The sequence below is a fragment of the Arthrobacter ramosus genome (assembly GCF_039535095.1).
Lineage (GTDB): Bacteria > Actinomycetota > Actinomycetes > Actinomycetales > Micrococcaceae > Arthrobacter > Arthrobacter ramosus.
In genome coordinates this window covers 300,960-322,137 of the sequence record NZ_BAAAWN010000001.1, presented here as the reverse complement: position 1 = coordinate 322,137, position 21,178 = coordinate 300,960, and the positions used below count along the sequence as shown (strand labels likewise).

The 21,178-nt window shown below is 64.1% G+C and carries 22 protein-coding genes; 13 read left to right on the top strand and 9 right to left on the bottom strand.

Annotation, left to right across the window (positions count from 1 at the left end):
• Positions 1-20: 20 nt before the first annotated feature.
• A complete protein-coding gene (locus ABD742_RS01565; RefSeq protein ID WP_234753338.1) occupies positions 21-710 on the top strand; it encodes an ATP-binding cassette domain-containing protein in 690 nt (229 codons plus the stop codon).
• 23 nt (positions 711-733) lie between these two features.
• On the opposite strand, the gene ABD742_RS01560 is transcribed toward ABD742_RS01565, so the two are convergent.
• A complete protein-coding gene (locus ABD742_RS01560) occupies positions 734-1,513 on the bottom strand; it encodes an SDR family NAD(P)-dependent oxidoreductase (RefSeq protein WP_234753335.1) in 780 nt (259 codons plus the stop codon).
• Between the two features lie 81 nt (positions 1,514-1,594).
• Between ABD742_RS01560 and ABD742_RS01555 the strand changes: the two genes are divergently transcribed.
• Together ABD742_RS01555 and ABD742_RS01550 are read left to right on the top strand one after the other, a co-directional pair.
• Positions 1,595-2,227, top strand: coding sequence for a TetR family transcriptional regulator (locus tag ABD742_RS01555; protein ID WP_234753334.1), 633 nt, complete (start codon positions 1,595-1,597; stop codon positions 2,225-2,227).
• Positions 2,228-2,246: 19 nt separating this feature from the next.
• The gene (locus ABD742_RS01550) at positions 2,247-2,717 is read left to right on the top strand and encodes an NUDIX hydrolase (protein ID WP_234753333.1); all 471 of its coding nucleotides are present in this window, start codon (positions 2,247-2,249) and stop codon (positions 2,715-2,717) included.
• Here the strand turns inward: ABD742_RS01550 and ABD742_RS01545 are convergent.
• Positions 2,714-3,145 carry a YybH family protein gene (locus tag ABD742_RS01545; RefSeq protein ID WP_234753332.1) on the bottom strand — a complete coding sequence of 144 codons (432 nt, stop codon included), beginning with the start codon at positions 3,143-3,145 and terminating at the stop codon, positions 2,714-2,716. The genes ABD742_RS01550 and ABD742_RS01545 overlap by 4 nt on opposite strands.
• Before the next feature lie 215 nt (positions 3,146-3,360).
• Between ABD742_RS01545 and ABD742_RS01540 the strand changes: the two genes are divergently transcribed.
• Complete coding sequence (locus ABD742_RS01540) at positions 3,361-3,720, top strand: VOC family protein (protein WP_234753331.1); 360 nt, start codon at positions 3,361-3,363, stop codon at positions 3,718-3,720.
• A gap of 56 nt (positions 3,721-3,776) precedes the next feature.
• Positions 3,777-6,167 carry an ATP-binding cassette domain-containing protein gene (locus ABD742_RS01535; RefSeq protein ID WP_234753330.1) on the top strand — a complete coding sequence of 797 codons (2,391 nt, stop codon included), beginning with the start codon at positions 3,777-3,779 and terminating at the stop codon, positions 6,165-6,167.
• Positions 6,168-6,184: 17 nt separating this feature from the next.
• Here the strand turns inward: ABD742_RS01535 and ABD742_RS01530 are convergent, their stop codons facing one another.
• The 7 genes from ABD742_RS01530 to ABD742_RS01500 form a co-directional block, all read right to left on the bottom strand.
• Entirely contained in the window at positions 6,185-7,585 is a 1,401-nt protein-coding gene (locus ABD742_RS01530; protein WP_234753329.1) for an MFS transporter, read from the bottom strand.
• A gap of 153 nt (positions 7,586-7,738) precedes the next feature.
• A complete protein-coding gene (locus ABD742_RS01525) occupies positions 7,739-8,023 on the bottom strand; it encodes a type II toxin-antitoxin system PemK/MazF family toxin (protein WP_234753328.1) in 285 nt (94 codons plus the stop codon).
• A complete protein-coding gene (locus tag ABD742_RS01520; protein ID WP_234753327.1) occupies positions 8,020-8,226 on the bottom strand; it encodes an antitoxin MazE family protein in 207 nt (68 codons plus the stop codon). The genes ABD742_RS01525 and ABD742_RS01520 overlap by 4 nt, the downstream gene beginning before the upstream one ends.
• Positions 8,227-8,323: 97 nt before the next feature.
• Positions 8,324-8,983 carry a GntR family transcriptional regulator gene (locus ABD742_RS01515; RefSeq protein WP_234753326.1) on the bottom strand — a complete coding sequence of 220 codons (660 nt, stop codon included), beginning with the start codon at positions 8,981-8,983 and terminating at the stop codon, positions 8,324-8,326.
• Positions 8,984-9,105: 122 nt separating this feature from the next.
• Positions 9,106-10,143: a transketolase family protein gene (locus ABD742_RS01510; protein WP_234753325.1), complete on the bottom strand. Its 1,038-nt coding sequence runs from the start codon at positions 10,141-10,143 to the stop codon at positions 9,106-9,108.
• Entirely contained in the window at positions 10,140-10,988 is an 849-nt protein-coding gene (locus tag ABD742_RS01505) for a transketolase (RefSeq protein ID WP_234753324.1), read from the bottom strand. The genes ABD742_RS01510 and ABD742_RS01505 overlap by 4 nt, the downstream gene beginning before the upstream one ends.
• Positions 10,989-11,038: 50 nt before the next feature.
• On the bottom strand, positions 11,039-12,376 hold the full coding sequence (locus tag ABD742_RS01500) for an MFS transporter (RefSeq protein WP_234753323.1): 1,338 nt from the start codon (positions 12,374-12,376) through the stop codon (positions 11,039-11,041).
• Between the two features lie 193 nt (positions 12,377-12,569).
• Here ABD742_RS01500 and ABD742_RS01495 point away from each other — a divergent pair, with 193 nt between their 5' ends.
• The 8 genes from ABD742_RS01495 (at position 12,570) to ABD742_RS01460 (ending at position 21,049) form a co-directional block, all read left to right on the top strand.
• The gene (locus ABD742_RS01495) at positions 12,570-13,394 is read left to right on the top strand and encodes a sugar phosphate isomerase/epimerase family protein (protein ID WP_234753322.1); all 825 of its coding nucleotides are present in this window, start codon (positions 12,570-12,572) and stop codon (positions 13,392-13,394) included.
• Positions 13,395-13,423: 29 nt separating this feature from the next.
• Positions 13,424-14,200: an SDR family NAD(P)-dependent oxidoreductase gene (locus tag ABD742_RS01490; RefSeq protein ID WP_234753321.1), complete on the top strand. Its 777-nt coding sequence runs from the start codon at positions 13,424-13,426 to the stop codon at positions 14,198-14,200.
• A gap of 32 nt (positions 14,201-14,232) precedes the next feature.
• Positions 14,233-16,002: a dihydroxyacetone kinase family protein gene (locus tag ABD742_RS01485; protein ID WP_234753320.1), complete on the top strand. Its 1,770-nt coding sequence runs from the start codon at positions 14,233-14,235 to the stop codon at positions 16,000-16,002.
• Positions 15,999-16,490 carry an RpiB/LacA/LacB family sugar-phosphate isomerase gene (locus ABD742_RS01480; protein ID WP_308193880.1) on the top strand — a complete coding sequence of 164 codons (492 nt, stop codon included), beginning with the start codon at positions 15,999-16,001 and terminating at the stop codon, positions 16,488-16,490. Before ABD742_RS01485 ends, ABD742_RS01480 begins: the two co-directional genes overlap by 4 nt.
• A 151-nt stretch (positions 16,491-16,641) precedes the next feature.
• Positions 16,642-17,421 (top strand): type 1 glutamine amidotransferase domain-containing protein, encoded by a 780-nt coding sequence (locus tag ABD742_RS01475; RefSeq protein ID WP_234753318.1) that lies wholly within the window; start codon positions 16,642-16,644, stop codon positions 17,419-17,421.
• 193 nt (positions 17,422-17,614) lie between these two features.
• Positions 17,615-18,640, top strand: a complete 1,026-nt coding sequence (locus ABD742_RS01470) for a LacI family DNA-binding transcriptional regulator (protein ID WP_234753317.1) — start codon at positions 17,615-17,617, stop codon at positions 18,638-18,640.
• 122 nt (positions 18,641-18,762) lie between these two features.
• Positions 18,763-20,073: an extracellular solute-binding protein gene (locus tag ABD742_RS01465; RefSeq protein WP_234753316.1), complete on the top strand. Its 1,311-nt coding sequence runs from the start codon at positions 18,763-18,765 to the stop codon at positions 20,071-20,073.
• A gap of 13 nt (positions 20,074-20,086) precedes the next feature.
• Complete coding sequence (locus tag ABD742_RS01460) at positions 20,087-21,049, top strand: carbohydrate ABC transporter permease (RefSeq protein ID WP_234753315.1); 963 nt, start codon at positions 20,087-20,089, stop codon at positions 21,047-21,049.
• Positions 21,050-21,178 lie beyond the last annotated feature (129 nt).

The window sequence follows — 21,178 nt, the reverse complement described above, 5'->3', positions numbered from 1 at the left end:
ACGGCACCGGGAGGAACTCAATGGATATCAAAGCAGAGAACATCACAGTGACCATCGAGGGCAAGGACGTTCTCAAAGGACAAAGCGTCCATGCGACCCCCGGGGAAACCCTGGCGTTTGTTGGGCCCAGCGGGTGCGGGAAGACAACTCTCCTCAATGTCCTGGGGCTCCTGCGCCGTGTCGACGGCGGGCAGGTGCACGTCGGGGGCCGGGACGCCACGCGGTGGGACGACCGGCGTCGTCGTCGGTTCTGGCAGCAGCACGCCGCCTTTGTCTTCCAGGATTACGGCCTCATCGATGAAGAATCTGTCGAGTACAACGTTGCCCTCTCGCAGATGCCAATCTTCGGACTTGTGAAGCGCCACAGGGCGGGCATTGAAAGTGCGCTGGACCGGGTGGGACTTGTAGGCCGGGCCGGCGAGAAGGTTTCAACTCTGAGCGGCGGCGAGAAGCAACGCGTCGGCCTAGCCCGGGCGATGTTCCGCTCCGCCGACGTCATCTTTGCGGACGAGCCGACCGCGTCCCTCGACCTCGACAACCGCAATCTCGTGACACTCTTCCTGCAGGAAGAGGCAGCCCGCGGCGCCGCCGTCATCATAGCCACCCACGACGAGGCGCTCATCAAGGCATGCGACGTGTCGCTCCGACTTGGCTCTGCGGTCGTGGCGAAGCCGCGGCTGGCCAACCCGGCGGAGGGCTACAGCGACTGAACCCCTCCTCGCGAAGAGCTTCCCTACAGCGCCGACCAGCCGCCGTCGGACGCGAGGATGGCGCCGTTGACGTTGGTGCCGTCGTCGCTGAGCAGGAAGGTGATCGACGCCGCCAACTGGGCGGCCGTCGCGGGGGTGGGGACAGTGGCCTGCATGAGCGGACCGAGGCGTTCGGCGGCCAATTGGGATCCCCACACCGCCTCGATGTTCGTAATGGTGGGCCCCGGGGCAACGGCGTTGAAGCGGAGTCCCTTCGGCCCGTACATCACGGCCGAGTTCTTGGTCAGCCCGACCACGGCGTGTTTCGACGCCGTGTAGCTGGCACCAGCCGCGGAGCCGCGCAGCCCTGCCTCGGAGGCGACGTTGACCACGGAGCCGGTGCCGGCCTCCAGCATCAGCGGCACCACAGCTCGGGTCAGGCGCATGAGTGCCGTGACGTTGATCCGGAAAACGCGCTCCCACATGGCGTCGTCTACTTCGTGGATCGGGGCGAAGTTGTCCATGATGCCGGCGATGTTGGCGAGGGCGTCCACGCGGCCGCCCGCGGCAACGACGACGGCGGCAACGGTCTCCTCGGTGGAGATGTCGCCGGCCACGGGCACCAGGTCCAGGCCGCCGTTTTCCTCCACCAAGGCGTCCAGGCGCTCCTTGCTGATGTCGGCGGCGATGACCCGGCCACCTTCCTTCGCGACGCGCAGGGCCGTGGCCTGGCCGATGCCCGAGCCCGCTCCTGTGACGATGATTGTCTTCCCGCCAAAACGGCCATTGATGGCGGCCTCCTGCCATGCAGTTTCGTTGCCCATGGTGTTCCTCCCGAACGTTTGGTGTCGTTCGAATCACCTTATGACACTCCGTGTCATTATGTAAGAGTGGATACTGGAGAGATGCCCTCAGACCATACGAAGCCCGGCGTCGGGCGCTCCACCGGACGCCCGGCGACAATTGATCCGGACGTCGTGGCCGGCGTCGCGCTCCGGCTTTTTGCCGAGAACGGCTACGAGCGGACGTCAATGGAGGACATCGCACGCGAGGCTGGAATCGGGCGAAAGAGCCTGTACCGCTACTTCCCCAGCAAGGCTGACCTCGTCTGGGGTGGCATGGAACCGGTGGTGGAAGCCTCGGGACAGGTACTGGAGAGCGCTCGCACAGCCGGCCCGTCCGACGGCGACACTTTCGACGGCGGCATCCTCGCAGGACTGCGGGCGGCTGCCATCGCCGGGGTTTCGGCGATCCCGGACCTTTCCGTCACGCGCGGGCGCCTGCGCCTGATCGCAGAGCACCCTGAGCTGGCGAGCAGAAGCTACGATGCCCTGGCTCCACAGCGGGAGCGGGCGCGGCTTTACCTCGTGGCGCAAGGCATCAGCGAAAGCGCGGCAGGCTATCTGTGCGCCGCCTATCTCGGGGCGACGTTCGAGGCGTGGATGCAGTGGGCCGCGGGGACAGATGCGGATCCGGTCCCCTACTTAATCGAGGCCCTGGGAGTGCTGCGGGTTCCGGCCGTCCGACCCGGCGGATAACCTATGCCTGGGAGGGCAAATGACAGTTCGAAGCGCGGGCATTCTGTTGTACCGTCGGAGCTCCACCGCGGAATTGGAAGTGTGGATAGCCCACATGGGCGGCCCGTTCTGGGCCCATAAGGATGCACGCGCGTGGTCCATTCCCAAAGGCGAATACCTCGAAGACGAGGATCCCCTGGTGGCCGCCAAGCGGGAATTCGCCGAGGAGATGGGCACTCCCCCGCCCGCGGTCGAATATCACCAGCTGGGCATCTTCCGGCAACCGTCGGGCAAACTGGTGGCGGCTTTCACGGCGGAGTCGGACTTCGACCCCGAGAGAATCGTGAGCAACACCTTCGAGCTGGAGTGGCCGCGAGGATCCGGCATTGTCCGGAGCTACCCGGAGATCGACGACGCCATGTGGGCCATGGAGACCGAGGCCCGCGCCAAATTGGTGGGCGGGCAGGTGCCGATCCTCGACGCGTTGATCCGGCACCTCGGGAGCGCCTAGGCCTGGACGATCGACTCGATTGGCCGCGGGGAAAGTATGGGATCCGCATGACGGTGGAGGACCATCCACTCACCTTCTTCCCGGCGGAAGATCGTCGTCACCCGAAGGGGTATCGGGGACACCTCATCAGACCCGCCAACCTTGGCCCGCGCCCATTCAATTTCGACGATGTACGCAAGCTCCGTCCCGACGTACCCGGAGATTCGCTCGAATCTGATGGGCTCACCCTCCCTCAGCCCGGAAGACGCCCGATCCATGGTCGCCTCGACCGCACTCGAGCCCCGCGCAGGCGGCCCGAGCGGATTGGCGAGCGTGACGTCGTCCCGCTTTGAGAACAGCTTCTTCTGCTGCTCCGGGTCTCCCTTGACGAACGCATCAAGCGCTCGATGGTATTTCTCCACCATCAGATCGAGATCGGAATCCGACATTGGTTCCTCCAGCCTCGCTTTTGCCCTGGCACGGTACGCCAGGGGCCATGTTCGGCCATCGTGGCACCGCTCGACAGGGATGTCCATACAAGGAATCTCCCGGCCCCAGACCGGTCAGGAATGGAGAAGCGCCGCTCCCGGGCCGCGCCTAGAATGGCGGTCATGGACAACACCGTCCACGCCAGCTTCGTCCCCTAATGACTTCAGGAGTGATCATGAGCGACTCTTCCAACGAGGGAATCAAGACCGTGCTGCATCCCGTTTCCGACCTCGCCGCGGCGAAGGCGGTGTACACCGCTTTGCTCGGGACACCGCCGCAGGCCGACGGGCCGTATTACGTCGGCTTCGACGTCGCGGGCCAACACATCGGGCTCGTCCCGGGAGGCGGACCGCAGGCCATGACCTCGCCCGTCGCCTACTGGCACGTTTCGGACATCGAGGCGAAGCTGGCCGAGGTGACTGCCGCCGGCGCTACCCTGAAGGAAGCAGCCCGCGACGTCGGGGGCGGCCGTCTGGTTGCCACCGTGACCGACCCCGACGGCAACGTCCTCGGGCTGCTTCAGGATCCTCAATAGCCAACCAGGCACCGACGAAGACCGCGAAGACGACCCCGCGTAAAGATGGAGACACAATGAGCACGGCCACGAGCACGGACACGCAGTCGCCTGAGCTGCATACTGCCGACACCCACGATCTGATTCGCGTGCAGGGCGCGCGGGAGAACAACCTCAAGGACATCAGCATCGAGCTGCCGAAGCGCCGGCTGACGGTGTTCACCGGAGTCTCCGGTTCGGGCAAGAGCTCCCTCGTATTCGCGACGATCGCCGCGGAGTCGCAGCGCATGATCAACGAGACGTACAGCACTTTCGTGCAAGGGTTCATGCCGACCATGGCGCGGCCGGATGTGGACCTGCTTGAAGGACTCACGACGGCGATCATCGTCGACCAGGAGCGGATGGGCGCGAACACCCGTTCCACTGTCGGTACCGCCACCGATGCGAACACCATGCTGCGCATGCTCTTCAGCCGGCTTGGCCAACCGCACATCGGGTCGCCCCAGGCGTTCTCGTTCAACGTCGCTTCAGTCTCCGGCGCGGGAGCGGTCACCTTCGAGCGCGGTGGCACGACGACGAAGGAGCGGCGGAGTTTCAACATCACCGGCGGCATGTGCCCGCGTTGCGAAGGCCGGGGCTCGGTCACCGACTTCGATCTCACCGCACTGTACGACGGCAGCAAATCGCTCGCCGAGGGCGCACTCACCATCCCCGGCTACAGCATGGACGGCTGGTATGGCCGCATCTTCAGCGGCTCCGGCTTCTTCGACATGGACAAGCCGATCAGCAAGTACACCAAAAAGGAACTCCACGACCTGCTCCACAAGGAGCCCACCAAGATCAAGGTCGAGGGAATCAACCTGACTTACGAGGGGCTGATTCCCAAGATCCAGAAGTCCATGCTCTCCAAGGATCCGGAGGGAATGCAGCCACACATCCGTGCCTTCGTGGAGCGGGCCATCACCTTCACGACGTGTCCCGATTGCGACGGCACCCGGCTTACCGAGGCGGCCCGCTCGTCCAAGATCAAGGGAATCAGCATCGCGGACGCGTGCTCGATGCAGATCAGCGACCTCGCCGAATGGGTGCGCGGTCTCGACGAACCGTCGGTGGCGCCGCTCCTCAAAGGGCTGCGGCACCTCCTCGACTCCTTCGCGGAGATCGGGCTCGGCTATCTCTCGCTCGACCGGCCGGCGGGTACGCTCTCCGGCGGCGAGGCGCAGCGCACCAAGATGATCCGGCACCTGGGCTCCTCGCTCACCGACGTCACCTACGTCTTTGACGAGCCCACCATCGGCTTGCATCCGCACGACATCCAGCGCATGAACAAGCTGCTGCTGCAACTGCGGGACAAGGGCAACACCGTGCTGGTCGTGGAACACAAACCGGAGGCAATCGCGATCGCCGACCACGTCGTCGACCTCGGTCCCGGCGCGGGCACCGCCGGTGGAGAAGTGGTCTTCGAAGGCACCCTCGAAGGACTGAGGGCCAGCGGCACCCTGACCGGACGTCACCTTGAGGATCGCTCAACCCTCAAGAAGACGGTGCGGACATCCGCGGGCGCGCTGGAGATCCGTGGCGCGAGCGAGAACAACCTGCGCGACGTCGACATCGACGTTCCGCTCGGGGTCCTGGTTGTCGTCACGGGCGTCGCCGGTTCGGGGAAGAGTTCATTGATCCATGGCTCACTGTCCAAGCGGGACGGCGTCGTTTCTATTGATCAGGGGGCAATCAAGGGCTCGCGGCGGAGCAACCCGGCGACCTACACCGGCCTGCTCGAGCCCATCCGCAAGGCGTTCGCGAAGGCCAATGGCGTGAAGCCGGCGCTGTTCAGCGCGAACTCCGAGGGAGCATGCCCCACCTGCAACGGCGCGGGCGTCATCTACACGGATCTCGGATTCATGGACACCGTCGCCACTCCGTGCGAGGAATGCGAAGGCAAGAGGTTCCAGGCATCGGTGCTCGAGTTCCGCCTCGGCGGGCGCAACATCGCGGAGGTGTTGGCGATGTCGGTGAAAGAGGCCGAGGAGTTCTTCTCCGCGGGCGAATCCAGGATCCCGGCAGCCCACGCGATCCTCAAGCGGCTCACCGACGTCGGACTCGGATACCTCAGCCTCGGCCAGCCGCTCACCACCCTTTCCGGAGGCGAGCGGCAGCGGATCAAGCTGGCCACCCACATGGGCGAAAAGGGCGGCGTGCTCGTTCTCGACGAGCCCACCTCGGGCTTGCACCTCGCCGACGTCGAACAGCTGCTGGGCTTGCTGGACCGGCTCGTGGACTCCGGGAAGTCGGTCATCGTCATCGAGCACCACCAGGCCGTCATGGCGCATGCCGACTGGATCATCGACCTCGGCCCGGGCGCGGGTCACGACGGCGGCCAGATCGTTTTCGAGGGCACGCCCGCAGATCTGGTTGCCGGGCGTTCCACCCTCACCGGCGAGCACCTGGCGGCCTACGTGGGCGGGTGACTAAACGGGACGGCTGGCTAGCTCTTGGCGGCGCCCGCTGAGTGGATGAAGAGGCTGGCTAGCGCGGTGAGAAGGAGAAGAGACGCCGCGATGATGAAGCTGGTCTGCATTCCGTGGACGAAGTTGCTGCGGTCGGCGATGAGGGCGCCGAAGACGGCGATGGCGACCGCGCCGCCCACCTGGCGGAAGGTGTTGAAGACGGCGCTTGCTGTGCCTGCCTTTTCGCTCGGGACGCTCGCGAGCACGACGGCGGTGACCTGCGGCATCGCGATTGATCCACCGGAACCCGTGAAAATCAGGAAGGCACCGACGAGTAGCGGCGATCCAAGCGGCGCCGTGAGAAGCATCGCGCTGAGTCCTACGACCATGGAAGTCAATCCGACGACCACCGGCACCCGCGTCCCGAAGCGGTTCGATAGGGTTCCGCTGACGATGTTGCCGACGATGCTGAACGCCGCGGAAGGAAGGAACGTGAAACCTGCCTGGAGCGGTGTCAGCCCGAGGTGCTGTTGGAGGAAAAGGCTGACAACAAAGACGGTGCCGAAGTGTCCCACCATGAACGCGAAACCGACCGAGAGCGAGATTCTCATGCCGGTGGATCGAAACAGCTCAAGCGGCATCATCGGGTGCCGGCCGCGCGCCTGGATCAAGAGGAAGGCCGCGACGCTGATGGCTGCGAGCGCCAGGCTGGCTATGACGGGTACCGTGCCGAAGCCCTCGGTCCCTCCTGTGATGAGGCCGTACATCAACGCGGTCAAGGCAACGATGGCCGCTGCCTGACCGGCCCAGTCGAACGGAGTCGGCCGCCGGGGCGACGTTGCAACAGAAGCCAGGAGCACCAGCATCGCGATGCACACGGGAAGGTTGATGCCGAACACGAGCCGCCAGTCCAGCGTAGTGAGGAGGCCGCCGACAAGGGGTCCCACGGCTCCGGCCACGGCACCCCCGACTGCCCAGATCCCAAGGGCATGTGCGCGACGGCGGGGATCGGGAAAGGCTTGCCGAATCAGCGCCATCGACGCCGGGAGCATGATCGATGCGGCACCTCCTTGGAGGAAGCGGGCGGCAATGAGCACCGCCGAGGTCGGCGCGAGTGCGCAGGCAACGGACGCCACGAGGAACAGTGCGCTACCCCATCCCAGCGCCCTTTTCGCGCCGATCCGATCCGACAGGTTCCCTGCGAACAGCAACAACGCGGCGAACATCAGCGTGTAGCCGTCGATCACCCATTGCAGGCCTGACGTTCCGCCCCCGAGTTCTTTGCCGATGCTGGTGAGCGCGACATTGACGATCAGGATGTCGAGGGTGATCAGGAAGAACCCAAGCGACGCAATCATGAGCGTGAGCCGTGCCCGTGGCGCATCGGCCATGGCCGAGGGCGGAACCAGAGCCGGCAAGGTGGTTTCGGGGCGAGTCATGGTTTAAGGAAACAGCCTACGAAGAAAACGAGGGAGTCTCTGTCTTGAGGGGTACTGGCAGTGACCCCCATCGTAAGCGCGGCAAGCGCCGTCGGGGCCCCGACGATGAGCTAGCCGGCAAGTCCGAGGAACACCAGCAAAGCCCTTTCAATCTCAACGAGCTGAGCGGCCGTCAAGCGGCCGACTCGGCTTTTGCACGTTTGAACGGCGTACCGTCGTCAACTTGTCGATCATCACGTGCCTTTCCTGCCGCAAGCCGGACAACTCCGAGGCTGCGACACTGACCCGCAGGAGGGGTGCATCGATCAGGGTTGTTGCCAGGGGAAGAACCGTGACGGAATCGGTGACGTCGAATCGGTCATCCTGGATGACCAGCGCTGGCCGTGGCTTGGAAGCGTAGACGCCGCCGGCCACGGTCCAGAGTTCGCCGCGGTTCACACTTCGTCCCAGGGCGCTGACACAGCCTCGATGAACTCCTGGTCATCGGAGTGACGGTCAGCAGCTGCGGCGGCGGCAGCTTGCCGATGTGCTTCGGCGTCAAATCCATCGGCTCGAACGTCTGGAACCCACACCTGGATTGGGCGGAAGCCGTGTTCGCGCATCCGCTTACGGTACTCACTAACCCGATCTCTGACTGCCATAGCATCGATGTTACATGTAACGTGATTTTGGCGACAAGCACGGAGATGCCCCAACGGAAGCGCGGCGAGCGCAAGGCCGCCTTTCGCCGTCGGGTGCTTAAGCCACCAGCACCGCGGCAGCGCTGTCCATGTGCTCGAGGATGGTCTTGCGTGCCAGGGATGCATCACCGGTTTCGATGGCGGCCACAATGTCGTGGTGCCGTTCGACACTCATGTTCTTGACGCCCTTTTCCAATCCGGCGAACATGATGGACATCCGGATGGATCCCTCCAGCGACTCCCAGGAATGGAGCAGGGTCTCGTTCCCGGTGAGGCGGCACATGGTGCGGTGGAATTCCAGATCGGACTCGATCCGTTCCTCGAGGCTTCCCTTGGCCGCGGCGGCCATGGCGTCGATGGCGGAGCGCAGCGAGGCGATCACCTGTTGGCGGTCCGGCAACTCGCAGAGCGTGCGCGCGGCGAGGGACTCCAAGGCTGCCCGCACGGAGTAGATATCGCGGATTTCCTTGGCATCGAGGTGGCGGACGGAGAGCCGGCCGCGGGGTCCTGCAGACAGCAGGCCCTCTTGCTCAAGTTGCCGCAAGGCTTCCCGGAGCGTCCCGCGGCTGATCTGGAGCATGTCCGACAGCTCGGTTTCCACCAAGTGCCGTCCCGGCTCCAGCTCGCCGCTCGTGATGGCGGTGCGGAGAGCAGAGAGCGCCTGCTCGCGGAGACTCTTCTTTTCCAGTCCCAGAAGGGGTGCTGTTGCTCCGGCCATCATGTCCGTCCTCAATGTCAGTGGTCGACTGTTTACAGTCGGTGTGTTAACTGTTGATCATACGGCAGGAGCGCGGAACCGGCCCATGCCTGCTCCGCGCTCCTGCCAACGAATTACCAGACTCAGCCCAGTGCCGCGAGGACCTTCGCCACGATCCTCTGTACCGACAATCCGTAGCGCTCGTGCAGGGTGGGCAGCGCACCGGCGTCGAGGAACGCATCCGGAAGCGCCACGGGCACCACACGCTTGCCCAACCCAGCCGTGACAACGGCCGAGGCCACGGTTTCGAACAAGCCGCCCACCACGCTGTGGTTCTCCAGCGTGACGGCCAGGCGGTCGGTGTTCAGTTCCGCCAGGACGGTGGCGGCATCGAACGGTTTGATGGTGGGCGCATGCACGACGGCGACATCCACCTTGTGCGCGGCCAGCGCCTCCGCTGCCTGCAGCGCGCGCATGGTCATCAACCCGCTGGACACGAACACGACGTCGTTGCCACCCCGAAGCACCTTCGCCTTGCCGAGCTCGAAGGTGTAGTCGTACTCATCCAGCACGGTCGGGACGTTCCCGCGGAGGAGGCGCAGGTAGGTGGGACCGTCGCTGGCGGCCAGTTGCGGCACCGCTTGTTCGATGTCCACGGAGTCGCACGGATCAACGATGGTCAGATTGGGCATGCCGCGGAAAATCGCCATGTCCTCCGTGGCCTGGTGGCTGGGGCCATAGCCAGTGGTCAGGCCTGGGAGTCCGCCGACGATGTTCACGTTGAGGTTCGGCTCGGCAATATCGAGGCACAGGAAGTCGTAGGCCCGGCGCGCGGCAAACACGGAATAGGTCGAAGCGAACGGCACCAAGCCGGTCTCGGCCAAACCTGCCGCCGCGCCAAAGAGCAACTGCTCTGCCATGCCCATCTGGAAAAACCGCTCCGGGAACGCTTGCGCAAAGATGTGCATGTCCGTGTATTTGCCCAGGTCGGCCGTGAGTCCGACGATTCGCGGGTCGGCCACGGCGGCCTTCACCAACGCGTGGCCGAAAGGCGCCGAAGAAGTCTTCTGGCCCGGGTCCGCGAAGGACGCGATCATGGCCGACGTTTTCAGCTTGGGTGTTGCGCCCTTCGGTGCTGTGCCTCTCGAAGCAGTGCCCTTCGAAGCGGTGACGATGCTCATCGGCCGGCCTTCCCGTTGGATCCTGCGGTCAGTTGCTTGCGGCAGAGCTGCCATTCGTGTTCTTCGATGCGCATGAAGTGCGCCTTTTCACGTTCCTCGAGCAGCGGCACGCCGCGCCCCACCGTCGTATCGCACAAGATGACGGAAGGACGCCCGACGGCGGCGGCCTGGGTGGCCGCGTTGTCGAACGCCGCCAGCAACGCACCGACGTCGTTCCCGTCCACCCGCTGCGTGTACCAGCCGAAGGCTTCCCACTTCTCCGTCACGGGTTCGGTCCGGAGGACCGTGTCTGTCTTGCCATCCGCCTGCAGGGCGTTGATGTCCACCATGGCAGTCAGATTTCCCAACTGATGGTGGCGCGCGCCCATGGCGGCTTCCCAGGTGGACCCTTCGTCCAGTTCTCCGTCGGAGAGGAAGTTGTACACCCTCGCACTGGAGCCCTGATGCCGGAGGCCAAGGGCAATTCCGACGGCGATGGAGAGCCCGTGGCCAAGCGACCCACCGGAGATTTCCATGCCCGGCGTGTACGTCGACATCCCGGACATGGGGAGGCGGGAATCGTCCGAACCGTAGCTTTCGAGTTCCTCCACGGGAATGATTCCGGCCTCGGCCAGTGCTGCGTAGTGCCCGATAGCGTAGTGGCCCGTGGAGAGCAGGAAACGGTCCCGGCCCTCCCACTCGGGATCATTGGCACGGTAGCGGAGCTGGTCCGCATAGACCGCGGCGAGCATGTCCGCTGCGCCGAGTGCCTGGCCAACGTAGCCCTGCCCCTGGACTTCTCCCATGTTGAGGGCGTGGTGCCGGATCCGGGTAGCGGCTGCGCCCACGCGTTCGATGCGGTCCATCGCGGTTTCTCCGATTCGTCCTGCCGTTTTTTGGTCCTGCGCCACCGTCATTAGGCATTCACCGACTGGGGAGTGCTTTTGGTGGCCTCATCGGCCAACTGGCGCTCCCGCTTGCCCCAGGTTTCACGGGTAACCAAAGCTGCCCAGAGACCGATGGCTGCGTACAGGCCGAAGAGCAATGCCGGGCCCATCCATCCCATGGCGACGAAGAGCAGGGTGGTGATGAAGGGGGTAAAGCCGGAGATCGTGGCCGAGATCTGGTAGGCCAGCGACGCTCCCGAAGCGCGGGTTTTCGCCTGGAAGAGCTCGGGGAACCAGGCGCCTTGGGCGCCGGCGAGGGAGTTCTGGCAGACGCCGTAGGAGACGGCGATCGTGGCGATGATGAAGATGAACAAACCGGTGTTGACCAGCAGGAACATCGGAATGGCAAAGAGGACCGCAAAGGCGCAGGACCAGATGTAGACGGGACGCCGTCCGATCCTGTCCGTCAGCCGCGCCCAGGCCTGGGTTGCGAAGATGCCGATGGCCGAAGCGATGCAGAGGGCCACCAGGGTCTGGGTCTTGTCTGCCAAGTGCTGGCTGTTCAGGTAGGAAATCATGTACGTGATGGAGACGGCGTAGCCTGCGGTCTCGGCAATGCGGAGGCCGATTCCCTTGACGATGTTGCGCCAGTCGGTCTTCAGGACCTCCACGATGGGTGACTTCACGATTGCGCCGCTCTCCTTGACCTCGTCGAAGACCGGGGATTCCGGGACCTTGGAGCGGATGATCAAGCCCACAACAACCAAGACCATGCTGGCGAGGAATGGAATACGCCAGGCGAGTTCGCCGCCAAGCTGGACACTGACAAGGAACGTCAGGTTGGCGAGCAGGAGACCCACGGGGAATCCGGCCTGGACGATGCCCGTGTACTTCCCCTTGGATTTCCACGGTGCGTGCTCGTAGCTCATCAGGATGGCGCCGCCCCACTCGGCTCCGAAGGCCAGGCCTTGGACGATGCGGACGAACACGAGCAGCGCCGGCGCCAAGAGGCCCACCTGGCTGTACGTGGGAAGAAGGCCGATCAGGAAGGTGGCCACGCCCATCAGGATGAGGGAAGCGACGAGGACCGGCTTGCGTCCCAGCTTGTCGCCCAGGTGGCCGCCGATGATGCCGCCGATGGGACGGGCAGCGAAGCCGACGCCGAGCGTCGCGAAAGCAGCAAGGGTACCGGTCACGGGATCGCCCGTGGGGAAGAATGCCGTTCCGAAGTACAGGGCAGCCGCGGTGCCGAAACCGATGAAGTCATAGGTTTCGATGACTGCGCCCACGCCGGAACCGATGGCGACGCGCCTTGCGTCCTTGGTGCCGTGGACCGGACCGCGCATGGTCAGAGCTTCTTTGCTCATTGGTGAATCCCTTTCGAAGAGCGACTGAGGCTAGGCACTTCAGCACTGTCGACTGTTAACACATGATATGCCAGTGTGACCTGCATCATCTACGCCTGTCAACAGTCAACTTCAAGGGTTGACTGTTGACAGTTAACCTAGCTACTGTGGTTCCCATCACTACTGCCTTCGGGCACGACTGGAGGAAACGAAGATGTTCAACTCCCGACTCGGTTGCTCGTCCATCAGCTTCCGGCACCAGGATCTACCCACGGCATTGCGCACCATCAATGGCGCGGGTTTTGAGGAAGTCGACCTCGGCGCACTGCCGGGCGTCTGCGACCACGTTCCCTATGAGCTTGATTCCGACGCCGTCGCGGCCGTGACTGCGGAGGTCGCCGCCTCTGGGTTGCGGGTCCGCTCGGTCAACGGCGATGTAGGAGACCTCAATGCAGTTCTCGACGCCGGCCAGCGCGCCGCACGCCAAAGTCACCTTGATGCGCTCCTCACCCTTACCGCCAACACCGGCGCTAAGGCCCTGGTCCTCCCCTGCGGCGCCTTGGGACACGATCCGGTCCGCAGCCTCGATGAGGACCTGGACACCATCGCAACGCAGCTCATTGGTGCCGGACAGCGCGCGGCGGAGTTCGGCGTCGAACTCTGGACCGAATCCCTGCACTTCCTCCGGTTCTGCTGGAACCTGGAGCGCGCCGAACAGCTGGCCGCGCGGCTGGCGGGCTCCGACGTCGGGATTGTCATGGACTTCAGCCACATCGTCGCCGCGGGCGACGACCCGCTCGAGTACATCGAACGCCATCGCGGCCGGATCGCGCACGTCCACCTACGGGACGCGGTACCGGGCAACATCAACCTCAGCATCGGAAACGGCCAGGCGGACTTTGCTGCCGGACTCAGCTCGCTGGCAGCCACCGGCTACAGCGGCCATTTCTCGCTCGAGCTCGAAACCCGCGACGTCACCCACGACGAACGCCCTGCAGCGGCCGCCAAAGCCGCCAGCTTCATCACAGACCTCATCTGACTTTCACAACAACAAACCCAAGGGGCATCATGACCACCACCATCCAGCGCACCGCCGTCCTCACCGGGGCAACCTCGGACCGGGGCATCGGCATCACCACCGCACGCCGCTACGCCAGTAACGGCTGGGCCGTGGTGATCCTGGACCTCGACGGCGAGAAGTCCGCCAAGCTCGCAGCGGAAATCGGCAATCAGTTCAACGTCCCTGCGTTCGGTTACGAGATCGACGTCGCCAACGAAGCTTCCGTCAACGCGGCGTACAACGCAGTCGCCGCCGAAATCAGCGCAGGCACCCTTCCCGCCGTCGGCGCCTTGGCCAACATCGCCGGGATCACGTCTCCTGTGCCGTTCCTCGAAACCACGCTGGAACTCTGGCACAAGATCATGGACGTGAACGCGACCGGCACCTACCTGGTGACCAAGGCCTTCCTGCCGGACATGATCGCCTGCGGCTGGGGCCGCATCGTCAACATGTCCTCCGTCTCCGCCCAGCGCGGCGGCGGCGTCTTCGGCAAGGTCCCCTACTCCGCCGCGAAGGCAGCCATCCTCGGCTTCACCAAGGCGTTGGCACGCGAAATCGGCGCCACCGGCGTCACCGTGAACGCCATTACTCCGGGCGCCGTGGACACCAACATCCGCGTCGGCAGCACCGACGAGCAGGAAGCCGCCATCAACGCCGGCATCCCGCTGGGCCGCAACGCCACCACCGAGGAAGTCGCCGCCGTCATCATGTTCCTTTCTTCCGAGGAATCCGCCTACCTCACAGGCACCACCATCGACATCAATGGTGGAAGCCACATCCACTAGCAGCCCCCCATCCGTAGCCGAAAGAGCCCACGATGACCAAAATCTTCAACGATCCCGCCGATTTCGCCGAGGAAGCCCTCGCCGGTTTCTGCGACCTCCACTCCGGCCTGGTACGCCAGGTTCCCGGCGGCGCAGTGCGCCGCCACCGTCCCGAGCAGCCCAAGGTTGCAGTCCTGGCCGGCGGCGGATCCGGGCACTACCCGGCTTTCGCCGGACTCATCGGTGCAGGACTGGCCGATGGTGCTGTCGTGGGCAACATCTTCACCTCGCCGTCCTCGCAACAGGCCTACTCCGTGGCCAAGGCCGCTGATTCCGGCGCCGGAGTGGTATTCACCTACGGCAACTATGCCGGGGACGTCCTGAACTTCGGCATGGCGAGCGAGCGCCTGGCTGCGGAAGGCATCGCGGTGGAAAACGTGCTGGTGACGGACGACATTGCGAGCGCGCCGCCGTCGGAATCTGCCAAACGCCGCGGCATCGCGGGTGACTTCACGGTCTTCAAGATCATGGGTGCCGCCGCCGAAGCGGGAGCCGGCCTGGCCGACGTCGTGCGCTTGGGCCGCAAGGCCAATAACCTGACCCGCACCATCGGCAGCGCCTTCCACGGCTGCACCTTCCCCGGCGCCGAAGCGCCGCTGTTCACGCTCAAGGACAAGCAGATGGGACTTGGCCTGGGCATCCACGGCGAGCCCGGATTGTTCGACACTGATCTTCCGCCGGCCAAGGAACTCGGCCAGGAGCTCGTTGCGCGGCTGCTGGCGGAGACCCCTAATGCAGCGGGCAACCGCATCGCAGTGATTCTCAATGGACTCGGTTCCACCAAGCACGAAGAACTTTTCGTCCTGTGGCTGACCGTGGCTCCGTTGCTGCGCGCGGCCGGTTACGCCTTGGTCATGCCGGAGGTCGGCGAACTGGTCACGAGCCTGGACATGTCAGGCGTCTCCCTCACCATCACCTGGCTCGACGACGAACTCGAACCGTTGTGGACGGCACCCGCCGAAACTCCCGCTTACCGACGCGGCAACGCCGCCCGGCTGACCGGTCTTGCCTTCACCGAAGACGCGTTCGACGGCGGCCCGGAGGCTATCGTGTTCGCGGCCACCCTGGATTCACGCAACTATGCCGCGAACTGCGCGGACGCGCTCGAGGCGGCCCGGAAAGCATTGCACGACGTCGAATCGCACCTTGGCGACATGGACGCGGTAGCGGGCGACGGTGACCACGGCCGCGGGATGGTCCGCGGAATCGACGCCGCCACTGCGGCAGCCGCGAAGGCCCTGGCCAATGGTGCCGGAGCCGGCGATATGTTGGGCGCCGCAGGCGACGCCTGGGCGGACAAAGCCGGCGGAACGTCCGGCGTCCTGTGGGGTGCAGGCCTCCGGGCATTCGGCGAATCCCTCGGCAATGACGAGGCACCGGAACCGGCCGAACTTGCCGCTGCCGTGACAGCTTTCGCTGCGCGGATCACTGATCTGGGCAAGGCCGAGATGGGCGACAAAACCATGGTGGATGCCCTGCTCCCCTTCGCCGAAACCTTCAGCAAGCGCGTCTCCGAGGGTGTCCTTCCGGATGTTGCCTGGGCTGAAGCTGCCGCAGCGGCCACCTCGGCTGCGCAAGCCACAGCCTCGCTCCGTCCGCTCAAAGGACGGGCCCGGCCGCTCGCCGAAAAGAGTGTGGGCACAGCCGACCCCGGAGCCACGTCTTTGGCGATGATCTTCACAGTCATGGGACCGCACCTTGTGCGCCCTGAGAATGCGGGCGCCGTGGCGGGCGATGGCAAGCGCGCCGGAGCCATCGCATGACCGCGAAAGGACAGACCATGGGTTTCCGACTCATCCTGGGCGCCGATGAAGCGGGCGTGGACTACAAAGACCGGATCATGGCGGACCTGCGGGACGATCCCCGGGTCAGCGAAATCATCGACATCGGCGTCAACCGCAGCGACTCTATGGAAGACTTCACCACCCCCTATCCGTACGTCGGGATCAAGGCGGGCGAGCTCATCCGGGACGGCCACGCAGACCGGGCCATCCTGTTCTGCGGCACAGGAATCGGCGTGGCCATCGCAGCGAACAAGGTGGACGGTATCCGCGCCACCACGGCCCACGATTCCTTCTCCGTGGAGCGTTCCATCCTGTCCAACGATTGCCAGGTGCTCACCATGGGCCAGCGCGTAGTCGGGGTGGAACTAGCCAGCAGGCTGGCACGGGAATGGCTCGGCTATGCCTTCGACCCGGCCTCGGCGTCGGCCGACAAGGTCAAGGTGCTCACGGATTTCGAGGGCTGCTGAGTCCTTGCCACACTCCCCAACTAGCTGACAATTGTTGTCGTTCAGAGGCCTCATAACGACAACAACTGCGAGCTACTTGGGTCCCCCAGCGCCGGGGGTGGGCCTGAATTTGGGTCAGGCGTAGGGTGGATTGGGACGAAAGGAGCACTTCATGAAGAAAATCCTCATGGTACTGACCAGCGTTTCCGAGCTCGGCGATACGGGAAAGAAGACCGGCTACAACGTGGCCGAGGCTGCACATCCTTGGAAGGTCTTCAAGGATTCCGGGCACTTCGTCGACTTCGCATCCATCCAGGGCGGCCAGCCCCCGCGCGATGAAGTGGACTCGCAAGATCCCATCCAGGTTGCCTTCACCCAGGACGAGGCCACACGCGCCGGCCTCTACAACACTGCCCGCGTGGACGTCGTTGATCCGGGCCAGTACGACGCAGTCTTCCTCGTGGGCGGCCACGGCGCCATGTGGGACTTCCCGGACAGCGAAGGTTTGCAGAACCTGGTTGCCAGCGTCTACGACGCCGGCGGCGTGGTGGGCGCAGTCTGCCACGGACCCGCGGGTTTGGTGAACGTGGATCTGGCCGACGGGTTCCGGCTCGTCGGGGGCCGGGAGGTGGCCGCCTTCACCAACGACGAAGAAGTTGCCGCAGGGATGGACAAGATCATCCCGTTCTTCCTGGCAGACCGGCTCAAGGAACAGGGTGCGATCCACCTCTTCGCCGAAGTCTTCGAAGAGAAGGTCGTTGTCTCCGAGCGGTTGGTCACCGGGCAGAACCCGGCTTCCGCCGCGGGCGTGGCCAAGGAGATGGAGAAGCTCCTCGCGGAGGTCATCCACCAGGAAAAGGCCGAGGAGCAGCACGAGGCGGAGGCCTTGCGCGCAGAGAAGGACGCCAAGAAAGACGCCAAGAAAGCGGCTGCGGCAGGTTCCGAGCACTAACAACCCGTAGCGCACTGAGACTGGAGGCCGCCCCGACGACGGGGCGGCCTCCAGTGTCTGCGGGCACTAATGAACGACCCGCAAATACTTACCAATTTCTTGGTTGCTCTTGACAAGAGTTCCCTGAACCGGTTCAGTAGACATAACAAAACCGGTTCAGTGACCCCAATCACCAAGTGGCAATGAGGCAAACATGACAGTGACCATCAACGACGTTGCGCAGGCAGCCGGAGTGAGCAAGGGTGCCGTCTCGTACGCGTTGAATGGGCAGCCCGGCGTCAGTGATGACACCCGGGAACGCATTCTCAGGGTAGCCCGGGAACTGGGGTGGAAGCCGAATCTTCGCGCCAAGAGCCTGTCTTCGGCCAAAGCCTTCGCCGTCGGGCTCGTGGTGGCAAGGGATCCCCGCCTTTTGGGAACAGACCCCTTCTTCCCCGCGTTCATCGCCGGGATCGAGACCACCTTGGTTGAGCACGAATACGCATTGGTCCTGACGGTCGCCGCCAGCGCCGAAGCCGAGGAACTGGGCTATCGGAAGCTGGCCGCCGGCAGCCGCGTGGACGGGGTCATCCTTACGGACATGAGGGTTGACGACTCCCGGATTGCTCTGTTGAAGAGCCTCAAGATTCCGGCCGTCACCCTTAATCGGCCTGAAACCTCCTCGCCGTTCCCTGCTGTCTGCATGGACGACACTGAAGGCATTGCGGCCGCCGTCGAGCATCTGGTTTCCCTGGGACACACCAGAATCGGGCACGTGGGCGGACCGCAGACTTACATTCACGGCCGAAGCCGTCGCTTGGCTTGGCAAAACGCCATGTCCAAAGCCGGGCTGGAGGCCGGCTCCTTCATTGAGGCGGACTTCACCGCAGCCGGCGGATTGGCGGCTACTGCGGAACTGCTTCGCTCGGCCCAACGGCCCACCGCGATCATCTACGCGAACGACCTGATGGCCACTGCCGGACAGTCCTACGCCCAGTCCCTCGGACTGACTGTTCCCGATGATCTATCCATCACGGGCTACGACGACACCGAGCTCGCCAGGTACCTCAACCCTCCGTTGACCACTGTCCCCGCCGATCCGCTGCTCTGGGGGCGTGTTGCCGCCCAGCAGTTGCTGAGCCTCCTCGGCGGAGCTCCTGCGGAAGACGTCTATCTCCCGTCTCCCAAACTGGTAGTCCGCGCCTCCACCGGGCCAGCTCCCAGCATGCCGAAAAACTAGCCGCCTCCCACGTCCAGTCTTACGAATACCGATTTACCCGCAATTGGGTGGGGCTATTTGCCATTCCCGTTGAAGGCAATGTCGCCGCCGCATTTTCAGTTTTCACCCCAAAAGGAGCTGCAATGAAGCACGGAAAAATTAGTTCGAGAGTCCTCTCCCTTACCGCTATTGCCGTTATCGGAGCAAGCCTGGCAGCATGCGGTGGAGGCGCCTCAAGCAGCACAGCTTCTGGAGCGAACTCTGCCACCACCGCCAAGGGTCCCATCAAGATCTGGTACTCCAACAACGAGTTCGAGGTGAAGTGGGGCAAGGACATGGTGGCCTCATGGAACGCAGCCCACCCGGACCAGCAAGTCGATGCTCAGGAAATCCCGGCAGGCAAGAGCTCCGAAGAGGTCATCGGGGCAGCAATTACCGCCGGCAATGCTCCTTGCCTGGTCTTCAACACCGCCCCGGTGGCGGTGCCGCAGTTCCAGAAGCAGGGTGGTTTGGTCCCGCTGGACTCCTTCCCCGACGGCGCCCAGTACATCAAGGACCGCACCGGCGATCTCGCCAATCAGTACAAGTCATCCGACGGCAAGACGTACCAGCTTCCCTGGAAGTCCAACCCGGTGGTCCTCTTCTACAACAAGGACGTCTTCGCGAAGGCCGGCCTGGACCCGGCAAACCCCAAGCTTGCCACGCAGTCTGAGTTCCTGGACACTGCCCGCACCCTCGTGAAGTCCGGCGCAGTCGCCAATGCCGTGTGGCCTTCGCCCACGAGTGACTTCTACCAGCCCTGGTTCGACTTCTACCCGTTCTATGCTGCCAATTCGGGTGGGACCACACTGCTCAAGGATGGCAAGTCCACCTTTGACAGCGATCAAGGCAAGCAGGTCGCCACGATGTTCCAGACCCTCTACAAGGAGAACCTGGCATCCAAGGAAGCGTACAAGGGAGACTCCTTCGCGGACGGCAAGGCCGGCATGTCCCTCGCGGGCCCCTGGGCTGTCGCCGCTTACAAGGGCAAGGTGAACTGGGGCACGGTTCCGGTCCCGGGTACTCAAGCCCAGACCAACGGCTCCACCTTCTCTGACGCCAAGAACATCGCCATGTACTCCTCGTGCAAGAACCAGGGCACCGCGTGGGAGGTCATGAAGTTCGCCACCAGCAAGGAACAAGACGGCAAGCTCCTCTCCGGTACCGGCCAGATGCCGATGCGCAAGGACTTGGCCACCACCTACGCGGACTACTTCAGCCAGAACCCGGCCTACAAGACCTTCGCCGACGAAGCCGCACGCACCGTGGAAGTCCCCAACGTCTCCAACTCAGTCCAGATCTGGCAGACCTTCCGTGACGCCTGGAGCAAGTCCGTGATCTTCGGCAACCAGAGCATCGATGACGCCTTCAAGGGTGCTTCTGACAAGATCAACCAACTGGCAGCCCAGAAGTAGCAGGCGAATCCCCATGTCACTACGCTCAGCTGGGGGTCCCGCCACGGGAGACACTGCCGGGCGGACCGTGGACCAGCGGCAGGCGCCCAGGAAACGCAAGAACTTCCTGGGCCGCCAGCCGCTGGGACTGCTGTTCAGCGCCCCCTACGTCATCTTCGTCCTTGGAGTGCTGGCATATCCCCTTGGGTACGCCGTCTACATCTCCTTCCACCAGTTCTTCTTTACCGCTCCGGGCGTCCAGGTTGACCGGCCCTTCGTAGGGTTGGACAACTACATAACCGTCCTGTCTGATCCTGAAGTACAGCGTTCCTTCGCCAATATCGGCATCTTCCTGATCATCAACGTGCCGCTGACCGTAGGGCTGTCCCTGGTCCTGGCCAACGCCTTGAACCGCGTGACGCGGCTCAAGACCTTCTTCCGGGTCAGCTACTACGTGCCGTACGTCACGGCGAGCGTCGCCGTCGTCGGGGTCTGGCTGTTCCTGTTCCAGCAGGACGGGCTGGTCAACGCCATTCTGGGGCCGCTGGCCCCGAACCCCTCGTGGTTGACGAACTCCTGGCTGGCAATGCCAACCGTTGCTTTGTACGTGACGTGGAAGCAGTTGGGATTCTTCATCCTGCTTTACCTGGCGGCTCTACAGAACATCCCGGACGAGCTCTACGAGTCCGCCTCGGTGGACGGCGGGAACAAATGGGTCCAGTTCTGGAACATCACCGTTCCGGGGGTGCGCTCGGCGAGCGTGCTGGTGACCCTGCTTGCCACCATCACCGGAGCCAACCTGTTCACGGAGCCCTATCTGCTCACTGGCGGAGGCGGCCCGGATGGAGCCTCGACGTCGCCGGTGTTCCTGATGTACCAGAAGGGAATCCTGCAGGGGAATCCCGATGTGGCAGCAGCGCTCGGTGTGGTGCTGGTGATCGGCGTGTTGCTGATCGCCCTGATCCAGAAACGCCTCGTAGGCGGGAAGGAGGACTGACGTGTCTATTTTCGACAAGACGCCCCTCAGGAACGACGACGACGGCGCCCGCCGGCCACGTGCCGGCGCTCCCGAAGGAACGACTTCCGAAGCCCTGACACCGGGCTCCGAGGCTCCCCGCAAGGGCAG

Coding starts and splice junctions, on each gene's coding strand:
- ABD742_RS01465 (WP_234753316.1), top strand. CDS start 18,763: ATGAAGCACGGAAAAATTAGTTCGAGAGTCCTCTCCCTTACCGCTATT.
- ABD742_RS01510 (WP_234753325.1), bottom strand. CDS start 10,143: ATGAGCATCGTCACCGCTTCGAAGGGCACTGCTTCGAGAGGCACAGCA.
- ABD742_RS01550 (WP_234753333.1), top strand. CDS start 2,247: ATGACAGTTCGAAGCGCGGGCATTCTGTTGTACCGTCGGAGCTCCACC.
- ABD742_RS01565 (WP_234753338.1), top strand. CDS start 21: ATGGATATCAAAGCAGAGAACATCACAGTGACCATCGAGGGCAAGGAC.
- ABD742_RS01500 (WP_234753323.1), bottom strand. CDS start 12,376: ATGAGCAAAGAAGCTCTGACCATGCGCGGTCCGGTCCACGGCACCAAG.
- ABD742_RS01520 (WP_234753327.1), bottom strand. CDS start 8,226: ATGGCAGTCAGAGATCGGGTTAGTGAGTACCGTAAGCGGATGCGCGAA.
- ABD742_RS01470 (WP_234753317.1), top strand. CDS start 17,615: ATGACAGTGACCATCAACGACGTTGCGCAGGCAGCCGGAGTGAGCAAG.
- ABD742_RS01490 (WP_234753321.1), top strand. CDS start 13,424: ATGACCACCACCATCCAGCGCACCGCCGTCCTCACCGGGGCAACCTCG.
- ABD742_RS01515 (WP_234753326.1), bottom strand. CDS start 8,983: ATGGCCGGAGCAACAGCACCCCTTCTGGGACTGGAAAAGAAGAGTCTC.
- ABD742_RS01530 (WP_234753329.1), bottom strand. CDS start 7,585: ATGACTCGCCCCGAAACCACCTTGCCGGCTCTGGTTCCGCCCTCGGCC.
- ABD742_RS01545 (WP_234753332.1), bottom strand. CDS start 3,145: ATGTCGGATTCCGATCTCGATCTGATGGTGGAGAAATACCATCGAGCG.
- ABD742_RS01495 (WP_234753322.1), top strand. CDS start 12,570: ATGTTCAACTCCCGACTCGGTTGCTCGTCCATCAGCTTCCGGCACCAG.
- ABD742_RS01480 (WP_308193880.1), top strand. CDS start 15,999: ATGACCGCGAAAGGACAGACCATGGGTTTCCGACTCATCCTGGGCGCC.
- ABD742_RS01460 (WP_234753315.1), top strand. CDS start 20,087: ATGTCACTACGCTCAGCTGGGGGTCCCGCCACGGGAGACACTGCCGGG.
- ABD742_RS01475 (WP_234753318.1), top strand. CDS start 16,642: ATGAAGAAAATCCTCATGGTACTGACCAGCGTTTCCGAGCTCGGCGAT.
- ABD742_RS01540 (WP_234753331.1), top strand. CDS start 3,361: ATGAGCGACTCTTCCAACGAGGGAATCAAGACCGTGCTGCATCCCGTT.
- ABD742_RS01555 (WP_234753334.1), top strand. CDS start 1,595: ATGCCCTCAGACCATACGAAGCCCGGCGTCGGGCGCTCCACCGGACGC.
- ABD742_RS01485 (WP_234753320.1), top strand. CDS start 14,233: ATGACCAAAATCTTCAACGATCCCGCCGATTTCGCCGAGGAAGCCCTC.
- ABD742_RS01535 (WP_234753330.1), top strand. CDS start 3,777: ATGAGCACGGCCACGAGCACGGACACGCAGTCGCCTGAGCTGCATACT.
- ABD742_RS01505 (WP_234753324.1), bottom strand. CDS start 10,988: ATGGACCGCATCGAACGCGTGGGCGCAGCCGCTACCCGGATCCGGCAC.
- ABD742_RS01560 (WP_234753335.1), bottom strand. CDS start 1,513: ATGGGCAACGAAACTGCATGGCAGGAGGCCGCCATCAATGGCCGTTTT.